Origin of the sequence: Psychromonas saccharinae (assembly GCF_051201515.1) — a bacterium.
Taxonomy (GTDB): Bacteria; Pseudomonadota; Gammaproteobacteria; order Enterobacterales; family Psychromonadaceae; genus Psychromonas.
Map to the genome: position 1 here is coordinate 1,533,994 of NZ_CP195153.1, position 17,752 is coordinate 1,551,745.

At 38.2% G+C, this 17,752-nt stretch carries 9 protein-coding genes; all 9 read left to right on the top strand.

The genetic code is table 11. The features are described from left to right. Nucleotides 1-620 precede the first annotated feature (620 nt). The 9 genes from ACR30L_RS06825 to lon all read left to right on the top strand — a co-directional run bounded on the left by ACR30L_RS06825 (nt 621) and on the right by lon (nt 17,714). Nucleotides 621-944: a hypothetical protein gene (locus ACR30L_RS06825; protein ID WP_435237278.1), complete on the top strand. Its 324-nt coding sequence runs from the start codon at nt 621-623 to the stop codon at nt 942-944. 455 nt (nt 945-1,399) lie between these two features. Continuing rightward, a complete protein-coding gene (recC, locus tag ACR30L_RS06830; protein ID WP_435237279.1) occupies nt 1,400-4,855 on the top strand; it encodes an exodeoxyribonuclease V subunit gamma in 3,456 nt (1,151 codons plus the stop codon). After that, nucleotides 4,843-8,463: an exodeoxyribonuclease V subunit beta gene (recB, locus tag ACR30L_RS06835; protein WP_435237280.1), complete on the top strand. Its 3,621-nt coding sequence runs from the start codon at nt 4,843-4,845 to the stop codon at nt 8,461-8,463. The genes recC and recB overlap by 13 nt, the downstream gene beginning before the upstream one ends. Continuing rightward, nucleotides 8,457-10,505 (top strand): exodeoxyribonuclease V subunit alpha, encoded by a 2,049-nt coding sequence (recD, locus tag ACR30L_RS06840; RefSeq protein ID WP_435237281.1) that lies wholly within the window; start codon nt 8,457-8,459, stop codon nt 10,503-10,505. Before recB ends, recD begins: the two co-directional genes overlap by 7 nt. Nucleotides 10,506-10,613: 108 nt before the next feature. Then, the gene (locus tag ACR30L_RS06845) at nt 10,614-11,210 is read left to right on the top strand and encodes a MarC family protein (protein ID WP_435237282.1); all 597 of its coding nucleotides are present in this window, start codon (nt 10,614-10,616) and stop codon (nt 11,208-11,210) included. A gap of 637 nt (nt 11,211-11,847) precedes the next feature. After that, entirely contained in the window at nt 11,848-13,155 is a 1,308-nt protein-coding gene (gene tig / locus ACR30L_RS06850) for a trigger factor (protein WP_435237283.1), read from the top strand. A 112-nt stretch (nt 13,156-13,267) separates the two neighbouring features. Further along, on the top strand, nt 13,268-13,891 hold the full coding sequence (clpP, locus tag ACR30L_RS06855) for an ATP-dependent Clp endopeptidase proteolytic subunit ClpP (protein ID WP_435237284.1): 624 nt from the start codon (nt 13,268-13,270) through the stop codon (nt 13,889-13,891). Between the two features lie 16 nt (nt 13,892-13,907). Beyond that, the gene (gene clpX, locus ACR30L_RS06860; RefSeq protein WP_435237285.1) at nt 13,908-15,206 is read left to right on the top strand and encodes an ATP-dependent protease ATP-binding subunit ClpX; all 1,299 of its coding nucleotides are present in this window, start codon (nt 13,908-13,910) and stop codon (nt 15,204-15,206) included. Nucleotides 15,207-15,362: 156 nt separating this feature from the next. Further along, complete coding sequence (gene lon, locus ACR30L_RS06865) at nt 15,363-17,714, top strand: endopeptidase La (protein WP_435237286.1); 2,352 nt, start codon at nt 15,363-15,365, stop codon at nt 17,712-17,714. Nucleotides 17,715-17,752: the final 38 nt, after the last annotated feature.

A 17,752-nucleotide genomic window follows, 5' to 3' on the forward strand; every position in this document is an offset into this window, starting at 1 on the left:
AATCATTTCCTAACGTGGTTGGAAGGTTTTTTATTTTTTAATAAAAGTGGGATAGCTAAAGTTAAAATTTATAATATATTGAATTTATTGTAATAAATATATGGTTGCTCCATTTCTTTTTTAAAAGATTGAAATTTCATCTCACTATTTAAATAGTGTCCTTAAATACATTGATTGAGATAGGTATGACGCAATATTGTTCTTTTTTATTTTCACTTACAGGGACAAACTATTTTTATTGCATTTCACGTTGTGTTCGTCGTGTTTTTTTGTGTAGAGAAGACCTCTACAATGGGAAACGCTTTGAATATCGTTGCCAGTAGATGTTCGCCAACTTCGTTTTTTAAGTAATATACTTTTATTTGATTTCTTCTCTTGCTCTATTAAAAAAATAGTTATCCATTTCAATTGTTGTTAACTTCAACTTATTGAAAAAATTAATTAAAAAATATAAAATATGTTTTAGTCATGAAAAAATGATTGGTGTGTTTTTTGTGAATCTAATAATTTACCCGTATAATTTTTTAGTAATATAAAGGTGAAAATATGTCAGAAGAAACATCTGATAATCTCCCTAAAACAATAAAACAATAAAGCAATCTAGAAATCGCTCAAAAACAATGATACTTGCGATTGGCGTTATTCTAGTTATTGCGGGAGCTGCTACATTAATTGTTATTGCATATCTAATCACCGATGCGCTCGTTACGCCTGAAAATTTTGGTCCAATTAATTTTTTATTAGACAAAATTACAGGAACCGAGCGGGCAATAACTATCACCACGGAAAGCGGACATTTCATATTTGGTTTCGATCAACCGGTCGGAACAATGCTTCTGGTTTTAATGTGTATATGGGTTCTATCAGCAATAACAAGTATAATTAAAACGATTATATCAACAGGTTTAAAGTTAGTAGATGTTGCCAATCACTGGCGAAATTGATGAAATTAGCCTTTCACAATTTATGAAGGTAACAGTTTAAGGTATATAAAGCTTTTTGATAGGCTGCAATTTAATACCTATTATTTAAAAAAAATACGGCAGTTCATTTAATTAACCTGTCTTCTGTGGGGGCTAGTTTTATAAGAGGGAATTCAGTGAGGTGTGCCAATGCTGGTACTATTCCAATGATGAAATCTAACATGAAACAGAGTGGCGAGCGTGGAAAGTGCGTCCCTGTAAATCGCGATCATCAACATTGCAACAAGGAAACAAAAAACAGAAACGGGTTATGGAATAACTTACCCTGGTTGATCTTTTAAAAAAGTGAATGTTAATAAATAACCTCCAATCGACTACGATTTATTCACCAACCTAATGATTAAATTTACTTTACCCACACTTAACCACTTTCGGTGTATTATAAAAAATACTTCATTTTTAAAAGGCGGCTGCGTGTGTTTCAAGTTTATCATTCCAACCAACTCGATCTGTTAAAAGACCTATTAATTGTATTCATGGAGCAAGACCCGCTCTCAGACCCGCTTGCAAATGAAACTATTTTAGTACAAAGCCCTGGTATGGCGCAGTGGTTGCAGTTACAGATTGCTGAGAAAACCGGTATTGCCGCGAATATTGATTTTCCGTTACCTGCCAGTTTTATTTGGCAGCAGTTTAAAGCAGTGTTGCCCGATGTGCCGGAACAAAGTCCCTTTAATAAAATGTCGATGACCTGGCAGATCATGCAGTTGTTGCCTGAATGTTTGGACGATCCTGACTTTGCTGCATTATTAAATTACCTTGAAGGTGATGATCAATTGCGTAAGCGTTTCCAATTGAGTCAGAAAATTGCGGATATTTTTGACCAATATTTAGTGTATCGACCAGAGTGGATTGATGCTTGGGAAACGAGTTCTGAGATTCAATTAGATAATTGGGCGAATGGCGAAGGGGAGTCAGTTCCACTTTGGTTAGATGAGCAACGTTGGCAAGCCAAGCTTTGGAAAAAATTATCGGAATCGATTGAGCAAACCTTTGCCGACCAAGGTAAGGTCTATCACCGAGCGGGTCTCTATAAAGATTTTCTTGCAACCCTCGCGCAGCAACAATCCCTCTCGCATTTGCCACAGCGTATTTTTGTGTTTGGTATTTCTGCACTGCCCGATTCTTATCTGCATGCTTTGGTGGGTTTATCTGAACATTGCGATGTGCATTTCTTTTTAACCAATCCTTGCCGTTTTTACTGGGCTGATATTGTTGACCCTAAATTACTCGGTAAACGCTTTGCTCAAAGCCGTCCTAAATTAACCGTGACCGATGGACAGTTAGAAAATCAACAAAGTACCAGCTGGAAAAAGAATGAAGCACATTTAGCGTGGGCGATGAGTGGTGATCCAGAAAAAGAGGTTGGGAATCCGTTATTGGCGTCGATGGGGAAAATGGGGCGCGATTTTTTATATCAAATGTGTGTATTAGAAGAGCAGGAAATTGATGCTTTTGTGGATATCGAGCGTGATACTTTATTGCATCATATTCAGGCTGATATTTTAGACCTTCAGGATAGTTGCTGCCCATTAACTTTAGATGCGACTGAACGTGAGGTGATTAGTGAAGAGGATCAATCCTTAACGATTCATTTAACCCACAGTGTCATGCGTGAAGTGGAAGTGTTACACGATAATTTATTGGCGATGTTTGAAGCGGATAGCAGCTTAACGCCCAAGGATATTATCGTGATGGTGCCGAATATTGACCAATACGCGCCCTATGTGCAGGCGGTATTTAATAGCGTTGAGCGTAACCGTTATATTCCTTTTTCTATCTCCGATGTCAGTGCGCAGCAGGAAAATCCCATTTTAGTGAGTTTTTTACAGCTCTTAAATCTTAATCAAAGTCGCTATACCCGGGATGATATTTTTGCTTTGCTCGAAGTCCCAGCTATTTTACAGCGTTTTAATATCGACCAAGATGATTTCATTGTGTTGCAAAAGTGGATCAATGAAAGTGGTATTCGTTGGGGACTCAATGAGAAAAGTGCCACGCAATGGGATTTACCGGAGCTGCCACAGAATAGCTGGTTGTTTGGTTTAAAACGTATGTTGCTTGGTTATGCGATGGGCGATGAGTTATTTGCTGATATTGCACCTTACGATGAAATTCAAGGTTTGCAGGGCGATTTATTAGGAAGGTTCATTGATTTTATCGATGCGTTAATCGGTTTAGAAACAGGGTTGAAGCAATCCTATAATGCTGAGCAATGGCAAGCCTTTGGTTATCAGATTATAGATGATTTTTATTTTGAAAATGAAAATAATAGTGATGTGTTTGCATTGATTCGCGAACAGTTTGATAATCTCTTGTTATACACGCAGCAGGCTAATTTTGTACAGCCATTGTCGCTATTGGTATTAATCGAGCATTTAGAGAATCATCTGTCTGCACAATCGAATAGCCAACGATTTTTAACCGGACAAGTTAATTTTTGTACCTTGATGCCAATGCGTTCGATTCCCTTTAAAGTCGTTTGTTTGTTAGGCATGAACGATGGGCAATATCCACGTAATATTGTGCCGATGGGATTTGATTTGATGGCCGGACATCGTCAACGTGGTGACCGTTCTCGTCGTGATGAAGATCGTTACTTGTTTTTAGAGGCATTATTGTCCGCAAGAGAACGTTTGTATATCAGTTATATCGGTCAAGATATTCATGATAACAGTGAAAAAATGCCGTCGGTATTAGTTTCTGAATTACTTAATTATTGCCAACAAAGTTTTACCCTTAGCGCGCATTTATATAGCCCAAGTAATGTCGCCGAAAAAGCGTTGTTAGCGTTTCTCAATCGACATTATCCAATGCAGAGTTTTAGTGAGTCTTATTACCTAGGTAAGTTCAAAACCTATAATCCTAACTGGTGGTTAGCTCAAACCGCAGAAGTGAATACAACGAATAATGACGAGGCGTTTTTACCCCTTGATGCGCCGATTGAGGAACTCGAATTAACCCATTTAATTGCATTCTTAAAACACCCTTGTAAGTTTTTTTATAACCATCGTTTGGGTGCTTATTTTGAATTAGATAAACACGAACAAGATAATGATGAACCGTTTTCATTGGATAATTTACAACAATATTTATTGAAAAATAAACAGTTTAACTATGCCCTTGAAGGAAGGTCTCAGGAGCAGTTATTTACCGAAATTAAAGCAACGGGGGAATTACCGTTGGGGGAATTTGCTCCCCTTATTTTCAATAAAGATTTACCGAGCATGAATAACTTGGCTGATTTAGCGGCGGGATTTTTTATTGGTGAAACGGAGACCATTAGTATTGATATTCAATTTGCGGATAAAAAATTAGTCGGTGAATTAAAGGATCATTGTGACAATGGGTTAGTGCGTATTAAAACCGGTAATATTAAAGGCAAAGAGATCCTATCGATATGGGTAGAGCATTTAAGTTATTGCATAGCCTACGGTGAAAACTTGAATGCGAGCTTATTGGGACAGGAATCGGGGTATTATTTTGAGGAGTTAACGGCAGATTATGCGTATCAAAAATTATCTGAGTTAATTGAGTTATTTGAACAAGGTTATCAACGTCCTTTGCCTTTCTTTGTGGAAAGTGCTTTTCGCTGGGCATTTGCGGTACATGCTGCACAACCAGAATGTTATATCGATGCTGATTTAACCTTTGAAACGCGTGCCGAGGGACAAAAAGCGGCGTTAGGTGTGTTTGCAAATCCACGTGGTTTTGCCGAAGGGGCCGACCCTTATATTCGACGTTGTTATGATAATTTAGAAGAGCATTGGTTGGAATTTGAAAAATTAGCAATGGCGGTATTTAAACCGATTTTGAGTAATATGAATATTATTGAATATGGTGCAGGAGATGAACTCGAATGGCTGAATTAACCGATAACACGATTGTGGTTTCATCCTTAGAACCATTGACGTTTCCACTTTATGGTGCGCGATTGATTGAAGCCTCTGCGGGAACGGGGAAAACCTATACCATTGCCAGTTTGTTTATTCGTTTGTTATTGGGACACGGTGGTGAAAATGCACATCATAAACCGTTAACCGTTGAGCAAATTTTGGTGGTGACATTTACCGAAGCTGCAACGGCGGAGTTACGCTCACGTATTCGAGAACGTATTCAACAGGTTCGTTTGGCATTTTTGCAGGGGCAAAGTAGTGATCCGCTCACTCAACAGATTATTGATCAAACCGATAATTTAACCTTAGCTGTTCGATTATTACGATTTGCAGAGTTGCAAATGGACGAAGCTGCCATTTATACCATTCATGGTTTTTGTCAGCGAATGTTAATGCAAAATGCCTTTGAGTCGGGGAGTTTATTTCAACAAACCTTACTAGAAGACGATACAAAATTGTTATTACAAAGTTGTAATGATTTTTGGCGCAGTCATTTTTATGATCTTTCAACGCCCTTAAGTGAGTTAATTTACAGTTATTGGCAAAATCCAGAACAGTTAAAGAATGAACTACGGGGGTGGTTATCTCGTCAGGACGTTAAGTTTTTCCCGGTTATTACTGATTTTGATTTTAAACAGAAATATCAAACTAGCCTCGAGGCAATTAATCAACTTAAACAAAGCTGGTTAGCGCATAAAGATGATTTTGCCGATGTCATTAATCATTCCGATGTGTCTAAACGTAGTTATACTAAAAAGAATTTACCGAATTGGTTAAATGAAGTATCTGCTTGGGCTGCACAATCTGATTCAAGCCTAACTGTACCGAAAAACCTGTTTAAATTTTCTCAGAAGACCCTCGATGAAAAAACACCGAAGGGGGCCACACCAACACATTCGGTATTTAAGGATATTGAGGCGCTATTAGAGCAAGACCTTTCTCTTAAAAATACCTTATTAATCAAAGCGACTAAATGGATTCGTCATCATTTGCAATCGAGCAAACAGATGCAAATGCTATTAGGCTTTGATGATTTACTGACACGTTTAGATACTGCCTTACAACAGTCTCCGGATCAACATCTTGCGGAACAGATTAAATCAGCCTATCCGATTGCTTTAATTGATGAGTTTCAAGATACGGATCCCGTGCAATATCGTATTTTCCAAAATATCTATCGGCCAGAGACGTTAGCCGATGATAATACTGCGGGTTTGTTTATGATTGGCGATCCTAAGCAAGCGATTTATAGTTTCCGTGGCGCGGATATTTTTACCTATATGCAAGCGCGCCAAAATGTTAGTGCGCATTACAGCTTAGATTATAACTATCGTTCCAGTGAAGCCATGATTGATGCCGCTAATGCCTTTTTTAATCATTGTCCTGCCCCGTTTATTTATAACGAGGATATTCCTTTTTTACCGGTTAAAGCACCTGCCATTAAGCGTAAAAAATTGGTGATTGAAAATGACGATGATACCGCAAAAACCGCCTTGCAATTTATAGTTACAGCGGGAGGAGAAAACACCCAGGGGTTTAAAGCTTCGATTACTGAAGCTTGTGTGAACGAAATTAAAACTATTTTACAGCTCGCACAACAGGGCAATGCTTATTTAGAAAATGAACACGGTGAGAAAAGGGCGCTACGAGCAAATGATATTGCGATACTCGTACGCACGGGTAAAGAAGCGGCTGAAATTCGTAAAGCGTTATTCCATGAAAATATTAATAGTGTGTACTTATCCTTAAAAGAGAGTGTTTATGACACACCACTTGCGGAAGATGTGTTACGTATTTTACGGGCTTGTATTAATCCTGAAAATGAGCGTTTTTTACGTAGCGCTATCGCCTGTAAATTATTTGCGCTATCGCCTCAACAAATCCATCAATTATTAGAAGATAACCATCTCTGGGAAGAAAAAATTGTGCAGTTTTTAGCATACCGCGCCATTTGGGAAAAAGCGGGCGTATTAGCTATGCTGCATAAACTATTTCATGAGCAGGGCATTAGCGCGCATTTATTACGTTCATCACAGGGGGAACGTGCATTAACGGATTTATTACATTTAGCCGAGCTATTACAGAAAAACAGTGTTGAATACGAAGGGCATTTTGCCTTATTCCGTTGGTTCTCTGCGCAAGTTACAGAAAGTAATGGGGAAGCAGGCGAACAAAAACAACGTTTAGAAAGCGAGCGGGATTTGGTACAAGTCAGCACATTACATAAATCTAAAGGGTTAGAATACGATATCGTATTTATGCCGTTTACGGGTATACAGACAAAAATATGGGATTGTTTGTATCACGATCCAGCGCATGATCATCAATTGATTTATGATCTCGATGGTGAGAAAACTCACGTTGAATTAACCGAGAAAGAGAATCTAGCGGAAAATCTACGCCTATTATACGTTGGCCTAACACGCAGCGTGTATCGATGCTATATCGGTATCGGCAGTTATAAAACCGGCAGAGTTAAAAATAGCCCATTAACAAAAAGTGCATTGGGTTATATCTGTTTACAGGGAAAGAAAGACTTGTTGGCGGGTGATACCGATGCATTAACACAAGCATTAGAAAAGATGGCAAAAAGCTCGGCGAATATCGCTGTTCGCAGTGCTCCTGTTACAGATGATTTGCCCTATCAAGCTTCACCCACTACAGAGCCGTTGCAACAGCCGACTTTATTTACCGGTACTATCGAAAAAGATTATTGGATCACCAGTTATTCTGCTTTATCGCGTTTCCACTCCACCGTCACGACCGTTGAAGATAAAACACCAGAGGCAGTGAATGAACCTGAGTTGCCACTGTCTGAATTAGTAAAAAGTCCCTTTAGTTTTCCAAAGGGGGCGAAACACGGGACATTCTTGCATGAATTGTTTGAGATAATTGATTTTCAAACGACAGACCGTGACAGTTTACGAGAACTGATTGAAGCACAGTTAATGCATCACTTTTACGATGAGCCAGAATTATGGGCTGACGTACTGACTGATTGGGTTATGCAAATTTTAGCGCAAGAACTGGTCAGCGATTCTGGCGTAAAATTATCGGCATTAGCACCGGATAAAACCAAAGTTGAGATGCAGTTTTTTATCAATATGAAGCAAATCCACGCGTGGCAGGTGAATAAGTTACTACAGCGTTATGATCGTCTTTCAGCACGTGCGGGGGATTTACAATTTCAGACAGTACAGGGATTTTTGAAGGGATTTATCGATTTAACCTTTGAAATGAACGGTCAGTATTACGTACTCGATTATAAATCTAATTACCTTGGTGACACGCTAGAAGATTATAATCAGGCCAATATTGAGCAAGCCATGATTGAACATCGTTATGATTTCCAGTATCAGCTTTATACTTTAGCGTTACATCGGTTATTAAAATCACGCATTCCCGATTATGATTATGACACCCATATTGGCGGTGTTTTTTATACTTTCCTGCGAGGTATGCAGGGCGATAATGAATATGGTGTGTATTTTAATAAACCAGATTTTGCCTTAATCGATGGGCTTGATAAATTGTTTTCCGGTGAACTTCAAGATAATAACGCAACGCAGGAGTTAGTATGTTAAGCCAACTAAAAAAATGGAAGGAGCAAGGACTACTGCGTTCAATCGATTATCATTTTGCGACTTTTATGAGTGAATTAGGTGGCGATAACCTCACCACTATTTGTGCTGCTTTTACCAGTGAATATCTGGGGATGGGACATATTTGCTTACCCCTTGAGCAGGTGACTGGACATCTACACGAGAAATGCAGTGTGAGCAAGATTAATTTCCAGCAATTTTGTGAACAATATAATATTGAGTGTTTGCTCCATCATGATAGTGAAGTCCATGCCGTATTAACTAATTCGCTTTGCGTTGGTGAACATGCACCCTTGACGTTAGCGTTTAATGCGTTGTATTTAAACCGGTATGCTCAATTTGAACAATTGATTGCAGATGAATTATTGATCCAACCGGTGCTTGAATTAAATGGTGATATAAAGTCTGAATTAGATTCTCTCTTTATGGTTAATTATAACTATTTATGGCAGGCTTGGTGCGCGGATCAAAAACAAGCGATTGGACCATTATGTGAGAAGTTTTTAGATGTTATTCCACAGGCTAAAGTGGATTGGCAAGCCGTCACGGATGTTTTCCAAGGGGCACAAAGTAGCGACGATTTACAGCCGTTATCGACCTTAATTAATGAAAGTGAACGTTGCGATTGGCAAAAAGTGAGCGCAGCGTTGGCATTGACCTCTGCTCGGTGTGTTATTTCAGGTGGGCCGGGAACGGGTAAAACTACCACGGTAACTAAACTATTAGCGCTTTTATTAAAAGTACAACCCCATTTATTAATCAAGATGGTCGCGCCAACGGGTAAAGCGGCTGCGCGATTAACGGAATCTATTACTAATGCGTTGACCGAGTTAACGATTGATGAGGCATTAAAAGCTAAAATTCCGAGTGAAGCATCTACTATTCACCGTCTTTTAGGTGTTAAACCAAACAGTGCGCATTTTAGGCATAATCAAGACAATAAATTACATTTGGATTTGTTGCTGGTGGATGAAGCTTCCATGGTTGATTTATCGATGATGGCAAAACTATTAATGGCATTACCTGATCATGCTCGACTTATCTTATTGGGCGATAAGGATCAATTGGCTTCGGTTGAAGCGGGAGCAGTACTTGGCGATATTTGTTCTTTTATTGAATCGGGGTACAGTAATCAAAAAGCAAAATTATTAGCGGATTTAACTGGATTTAGCAGTTTGATAAATAAACAATCCAATCCGATTACGATGGCTGATAATTTATGTTTGCTGCGTAAAAGTTACCGTTTTGATCAATATTCTGGTATCGGCTTTTTAGCACAGAGTGTGAATGCTGGTAAAACAACGGCTAAACAAATTTTACGCTTATGCGATGAGTATGCGGACTTGGAGTATTTTAGTCACAGTGATGCTGATCTTAATCTACTCGATAAACTAATATTGGAAGGGTATTCGCCTTATCTGAAGAATTTAGTGATTATTAATGATTCCAATCGAAATGATGCTAAGCAATTACTAAACACCTTTAATACTTTTAAGATTCTCTGCGCGACCCGATTAGGTGATTATGGCGTACTCGCGTTAAATAAGCGTTGTGAAAAAGTACTGCTTGATGCTGGACTGGTTAATATCCGTGCTCAGGAACAAGAACACAGTGTTTGGTATCCGGGACGACCGGTTATGATTGCTGAAAATAATTATCTTTTAGGATTGTTTAATGGGGATATTGGTATTTGTCTGTTGAACGATAAAAATCAATTACGGGTTTACTTTCAAATGCCAGATGGTTCGATTGCTGATTTTCAAAGTAGTCGTTTACCACGCTTTGAGACGGTATTTGCTATGACGGTGCATAAAAGTCAGGGTTCGGAGTTCGCACACACACTATTAATGTTGCCCGATCATCCTTTGCCAGTGGTCACTCGAGAGTTAATTTATACCGGGATAACCCGTGCTAAAAACCGACTGTCGTTGTTTGCTGATTTAGGTGTTATGGCGAGCGCGTGCAAAGTAAAAAAACAACGTGCGAGCCGTTTGGTTGAGCGATTGCAAGCGAGTCATTCGTAGCTGCACATTTTTAGTATTTTATGGGGATTATTTATCGCTTAAATGATCTCTTTTGTGTTAGCATCGCGTTCCTATTTTTTTGGCCCTTTTAACCCATTAGGCGTGGCGATGGAACATTTTTTTACGTTGTACTTAAAACTCTTTTTTATGATGACTCCTTTTTTTGTGTTGTCGGTCTTTTTAACGCTTGGTAAAAGGTTAAATAGGATTGAAAAAAAGAATGTGATTATTAAATTTTCAGTGGCCGTGATGGTCACAAGTTTAATATTCTTACTTTTCGGTAAGTATATTTTTAGCTTATTTGGAATTACTTTAGATGCCTTTCGAATTGGAGCGGGCACTGTGCTCTTTTTAAGCGCATTAGATATGGTACGTACTGATTCGGAAGTGCCTGAAACAGATATTCGCAGAGGCGAAGACTTCTCTATTGTGCCGCTAGCGATTCCATCGACGGTAGGACCGGGATTAATCGGTATTTTAATGTTATATGGTGCGCAGATGTCAGGACCGCTGAATGTGTTCTCTGTCATCATGTCATTAGCGGCTTCCGTGATTTCTCTCGCGGTTGTTTTATTAATGGCCGATAAGTTACAACATTTAATTGGTAAGCAAGGTTTAGAAATTTTACCGAAAATTATTGGTTTATTTGTAGCAGCCATCGCAGCACAAATTATTTTTACTGGGGTTAAAAACTTCTTATATTAAATCGTGCTTAGAAACCCATTAGCATCATTAGGCTTTTGTTTTTACAAGTCTAGGGTCTGTTTATCTTTCGTCGCCGTTCCTGCTGGAGGCTATTTTTTACTCTGGCAAGGCGGAAAATTTAAGTAATAGCCATCTATAGTTAACATTTGACAACGCAATCAGAGTAAAAAAGAGTCCCAGCCCTTCGGGTAGTGCCTAAAAATCACTCACTCTGTGTTGCTCAAAGCTTATTTAGAATGACTAAACCTCACTTTTCGCGCCTTGATTGAGTTATTTTTAGGCATTACAGGTTAGGCTACGAAAGATAAACAGACCCTAATGATCCTCTCTTTCGCTATACGCTTCGTGCTTTTTTTATCGTTAATAAAACGAATTTGTCTACTTTATTTATATTTAATCATTAAAAGTGTGCGAAATAGTACATATTCCCTTTTTTGTAAAGCTCGACTAACGCAGTAACAGCGTCTATAATGACGCGTTTTTAAATTTCATCAAAATATTAATTTAGTTCTGATACAAAAATAAGGGAAATACATAAAAAGTTTTATTGTATCCCTTGTAATTGTTTTATTTACCCCTATGTAATAGAACAATAAGAACATTTAAAATTATTAACGGACAAGATAAAGGAAATAAAATGCAAGTTTCTGTTGAAGCAACACAAGGCCTAGAGCGTACGCTAACTATTACAGTTGATGCTGACGTATTTGATAAAGAATATGATGGTCGTATTCGTCATTTATCTAAAACACAACGTGTTGATGGTTTCCGCCCTGGTAAAGTTCCTGCATCTGTTATCGCTAAACGTTTTGGCGCAGCGGTTGAACAAGAAGTTGCTGGTGAAGTAATGCAACGTAACTTTTTTGAAGCAGTTGTTGCTGAAAAATTAAATCCAGCAGGCGCACCGCAAGTAGCACCACAACCTCGTAAAAAAGGTGAAGCATTTGTGTTTACTGCTAAATTTGAAGTTTACCCTGAAGTCGCACTTGCTCCTCTAGAAGAGCTTGCAGTAGAAAAAGAAACGGCTGAAGTGACTGACGCTGACTTAGATAAAATGATCGTTACATTACGCAAACAACATGCTGAATGGAATGCCGTTGAGCGTGAAGCGGGTAACGATGATCAAGTTACACTTGATTTTGAAGGTTCTATCGACGGTGAAGTATTTGAAGGCGGAAAAGCTGAAGCTTTCCAAATCGTACTAGGTAGTGGCCGTATGATTCCTGGTTTTGAAGACGGAATCATTGGTCATAAAGCAGATGAAGAATTTACTATCGATGTAAACTTCCCTGAAGAATACCATGCTGAAAACCTAAAAGGTAAAGCAGCACAGTTTGCTATCAAACTAACTAAAGTTGAAGAGCAAGTATTACCAGAAGTTACACCTGAATTCGTTAAAAAATTCGGTGTAGAGTCAGGCGAACTTGAAACACTAAAAACTGATGTTAAACAAAACATGGCACGTGAACTTGACCAAGCTTTAAAAACAGCAGCTAAAGATAAAGTATTATCTGCATTAGTTGAAGCAAATGAAGTTGAAGTACCAAAAGCATTAGTTGAAGGTGAAGTTGACGTTTTACGTAAACAAGCTGTTGAACGTTACTCTCAACAAATGGATCCTAAAAACATGCCTGAACTGCCTGCTGAATTATTCACAGAGCAAGCTGAAAAACGCGTTAAAGTTGGCTTAGTATTAGGTGAAGTGATTAAAGCGAACGAATTAAAAGTTGATCAAGATAAAGTAACTGCACTGATTGAATCAGCAGCGTCTGCATACGAAGATCCAGCTGAAGTAGTGGCTTATTACAAAAACAATAAAGAAATGATGCAGAACATTGAAAATGTAGCATTAGAAGAACAAGCTATTGATTTTATCCTTGAAAGAGCTACAGTAACAGAAGTGAACAAATCGTTCGATGAAGTTATGAATAAAACAGTTGCTTAATAGATTTAAGTTTACTTGAATAATTGTTTGATTTAATGGCTCGTGTGATCTCACTCGGGCCATTTTCGTCTTTAATCTATTAATTTTTATAAATCATTTATTAAGGTAGAACATGTCAAATCCATTTGCTGGAAACACGGATCCAATTAGTAACGCGCTTATTCCAATGGTTGTGGAACAAACAGCAAAAGGTGAGCGTTCTTATGATATCTATTCTCGTTTATTAAAAGAACGAGTTATTTTTTTAACGGGTCAAGTTGAAGACCATATGGCAAATGTGATTGCCGCTCAACTGCTTTTCCTAGAATCAGAAAGCCCAGAAAAAGATATCTTTATTTATATTAACTCACCTGGTGGTTCGATCAGTGCCGGTATGGCCATTTACGACACCATGCAATTTATTAAACCTGATGTTAGTACTGTATGTATGGGTATGGCCGCTAGCATGGGCGCATTTTTATTAGCCAGTGGGGCACCGGGTAAACGCCATTGTTTACCAAACGCAAAAGTGATGATCCACCAACCTTTAGGTGGTTTCCAAGGTCAAGCATCGGATTTTGAAATTCATGCTAAAGAGATCCTTGCAACCAAAAAACGTATGAATGAGTTACTTGCATTCCATACGGGTAAAGATATTGATGTTATTTCGCGAGATACTGACCGTGATAACTTTATGCGTGCAGACGATGCAGTAGAATACGGTATTGTTGATTCAATATTAACAAAACGTAGTTAGAAATTAAGGAATAGATATGTCAGACAAAATCGGTGGCCAAGGTGATAGTAGTAGCCTACTTTATTGCTCTTTCTGTGGAAAAAGCCAACATGAAGTAAAAAAACTGATTGCTGGTCCTTCTGTTTATATTTGTAATGAATGTGTTGACCTCTGCGAAGATATTATTCGTGAAGAGATTGCAGAAATAAGCAGTGCATCAGAATTCGATAGTAACGAAAAACATTTACCGACGCCTCATGAAATTCGAGCGAACTTAGATGATTATGTTATCGGTCAAGACACTGCTAAAAAAGTACTGTCCGTTGCGGTATACAATCACTATAAACGCTTAAAATATGGTGATACGGCAAATGGTGTTGAATTAAGTAAAAGTAATATTTTATTAATTGGACCAACGGGTAGTGGTAAAACATTACTAGCAGAAACCATGGCACGTCTACTTGATGTTCCTTTTACAATGGCAGATGCGACGACGTTAACTGAAGCAGGTTATGTCGGTGAAGATGTTGAAAACATTATTCAAAAGCTACTTCAGAAATGTGATTACGATCCTGAAAAAGCACAACGCGGTATTATTTATATTGATGAAATCGATAAAATCACCCGTAAATCAGAAAATCCATCGATTACACGTGATGTGTCTGGTGAAGGTGTACAACAAGCCTTATTGAAACTTATTGAAGGTACTGTTGCTTCTATTCCGCCTCAAGGTGGACGTAAACATCCTAATCAAGAGTTTATCCAAGTCGATACCTCTAAGATTTTATTTATTTGTGGTGGTGCGTTCTCTGGTTTAGATTCAATTATTGAACAACGTATCGATACAGGTGTTGGTATTGGTTTTGGTGCAGTTGTAAAAGATAAAGATTCTAAAGTATCGTTAAGTGATACCTTTAAAAAGGTTGAGCCGCAAGATTTAGCAAAATACGGTTTAATTCCTGAATTTATTGGGCGTTTACCGGTTGTTGCAACATTGACGGAGCTTGATGAAGAAGCCTTAGTTGAAATACTAACTACGCCTAAAAATGCGATTACGAAGCAATATGCTGCGTTATTCTCGCTAGAAGATGTTGAACTCGAATTTAGAGAAGATGCATTGATTGCGATGGCACAAAAAGCAATGAAACGTAAAACCGGTGCGCGTGGTTTGCGTTCAATTGTAGAAGGCGTATTACTTGATACTATGTATGATCTCCCTTCAATTGAGAATGTTAGCAAAGTAGTTGTTGACGAAAGCGTGATTAAAGGTGAATCAAAACCGTTAGTTATTTACTCATCAGGTGAAGAAGAAAAATTAATATCGTCTGATAAATAAGCAATTAAATGATAAATTGTTCATAAAAGGAGCTTATTGCTCCTTTTTTTTGTTTTTCCTCTTGAAAAATTCCCAATAAACCCCAGTATAAGATTTTACGTTTTCTTAAATTTGTGTGTTTGCTATTGGGACAGACAAATATTTTCCGGGGATCTTATGAAAATAGAATCAGAGAAACAAGTAACCCTACCTGTCTTGCCATTACGAGATGTTGTAGTTTATCCACATATGGTTATTCCACTTTTTGTCGGTAGAAAAAAATCGATTAGTTGTTTAGAAGCTGCAATGGAGCAAGGAAAGAAAGTTTTACTTGTTGCCCAGACAGAGGCTTCATTAGATGATCCGACAATTGACGATTTATATAGCGTCGGTACGATAGCGAATATTTTACAGTTATTGAAACTGCCAGATGGCACAGTCAAAGTACTTGTTGAAGGTGTTCAACGCGCTCAACTTGTTAAAAATATTGAGAATAAAGAATACTTTTTTGCAGAAGTTGATTTACTTGAAAGTGAACCGATTGATGATCAAGAAGAGGAAGCACTACTGCGTAGTGTGATGAGTCAATTTGAGTCTTACATTAAACTTAATAAAAAAATTCCACCTGAAGTATTGGCTTCGGTAAATGGTATCGATGAAGCTGAACGTTTAGCCGATACTATTGCTGCACATATGCCACTTAATTTAGATGACAAACAAACAGCTTTAGAATTAACCTCTATTACTGAACGTTTTGAATTCCTAATGGCAATGATGGAAAACGAAGAAGATATTCTGAAAGTTGAAAAACGTATTCGTTCTCGTGTTAAAAAACAGATGGAACGTAGTCAACGTGAGTATTATCTTAATGAACAGATGAAAGCTATTCAGAAAGAGCTAGGTGAGTCTGAAGATGGTCAAAACGACCATGATCAACTGGCTGAAAAAATCGAAAATGCTGGCATGTCCGATGAAGCAAAAGAAAAAGCTTTGTCTGAATTGAAAAAATTAAAAATGATGTCGCCGATGTCCTCTGAAGCGAGTGTTATTCGAACTTATATTGAAAGTTTGGTTAATGTACCTTGGAAAAAACGTTCACCGGTTAAAAAGAATATTGCTAAAGCACAGGAAATTTTAGATGCAGAGCACTATGGCCTTGAAAAGGTTAAAGAACGTATTTTAGAATACCTTGCGGTGCAAACGCGGATCAATAAACTAAAAGGGCCGATCCTATGTCTTGTTGGTCCTCCAGGGGTTGGTAAAACATCACTTGGGCAATCCATTGCTCGTTCTACTGGTCGTCGATACGTTCGTATGGCCCTAGGTGGTGTACGTGATGAAGCTGAAATTCGAGGACATCGTCGTACTTATATTGGCTCATTACCCGGTAAAATAATTCAAAAAATGACTAAGGTAGGCGTACGTAATCCACTGTTCCTATTAGATGAAATCGATAAGATGGCGTCTGATATGCGTGGCGACCCTGCATCGGCATTACTTGAAGTATTAGACCCAGAACAAAATAATAGCTTTAATGATCATTACCTTGAAGTTGATTATGATCTTTCCGATGTTATGTTTGTGGCGACTTCCAATTCGATGAATATCCCCGGTCCTTTACTTGATCGTATGGAAGTTATTCGTTTATCGGGTTATACCGAAGACGAAAAAATGAATATCGCAAAAGAACATTTAACGGCTAAACAAGTTAAACGTAATGGGTTAAAAGAGAGTGAAATAAGTATTGATGACAGTGCCATTATTGGTATCGTCCGTTACTATACTCGTGAAGCGGGTGTTCGTGCATTAGAGAGAGAAATTTCTAAAATATGCCGTAAAGTCGTGAAACAAATATTATTAGATAAAAAACAGAAAAAAATTACGGTGACAATTGATAATCTTAAGGATTATTTAGGTGTTCGTCGTTTCGACTTTGGTAAAGCAGATTCGAGCAATCAGATTGGCCAGGTGACAGGACTTGCATGGACTGAAGTTGGCGGTGATTTATTGACTATCGAAGCAACCTCAATGCCAGGTAAAGGTAAATTAACCTATACCGGTTCATTGGGCGATGTGATGAAGGAATCGATTCAAGCTGCAATGACCGTGGTACGCGCTAAATCTGAACAATGGCGTATTAATAGTGATTTCCATGAAAAACGCGATATTCACGTGCATGTACCGGAAGGTGCGACGCCAAAAGATGGTCCAAGTGCTGGTGCTGCGATGTGTACTGTGTTAATTTCTACTTTAACGGGGATTCCAGTACGTGCAGACGTAGCAATGACCGGTGAAATTACGTTACGCGGTGAAATATTACCGATTGGTGGTCTCAAAGAGAAATTGTTAGCGGCTAGACGTGGTGGGATTAAAACCGTATTAATTCCATTTGAGAATACTCGCGACCTTGAAGAGATCCCGAGTAATATCAAAGACCAACTTGAAATTAAGCCGGTTCGTTGGATAGACGAAGTGCTTGAAATTGCTTTGCAAGACAGCTTGAAAGGTTTTTCGGTTGAAAATGCATAAAAATTGGTGACAAACTGCATAAAATATAGGCTTGTTGC

Bases quoted from the DNA above. Each gene is read 5' to 3' on its own strand.
- ACR30L_RS06825 (WP_435237278.1), top strand. From the start codon at position 621: ATGATACTTGCGATTGGCGTTATTCTAGTTATTGCGGGAGCTGCTACA.
- recB (WP_435237280.1), top strand. From the start codon at position 4,843: ATGGCTGAATTAACCGATAACACGATTGTGGTTTCATCCTTAGAACCA.
- recD (WP_435237281.1), top strand. From the start codon at position 8,457: ATGTTAAGCCAACTAAAAAAATGGAAGGAGCAAGGACTACTGCGTTCA.
- ACR30L_RS06845 (WP_435237282.1), top strand. From the start codon at position 10,614: ATGGAACATTTTTTTACGTTGTACTTAAAACTCTTTTTTATGATGACT.
- tig (WP_435237283.1), top strand. From the start codon at position 11,848: ATGCAAGTTTCTGTTGAAGCAACACAAGGCCTAGAGCGTACGCTAACT.
- clpP (WP_435237284.1), top strand. From the start codon at position 13,268: ATGTCAAATCCATTTGCTGGAAACACGGATCCAATTAGTAACGCGCTT.
- clpX (WP_435237285.1), top strand. From the start codon at position 13,908: ATGTCAGACAAAATCGGTGGCCAAGGTGATAGTAGTAGCCTACTTTAT.
- lon (WP_435237286.1), top strand. From the start codon at position 15,363: ATGAAAATAGAATCAGAGAAACAAGTAACCCTACCTGTCTTGCCATTA.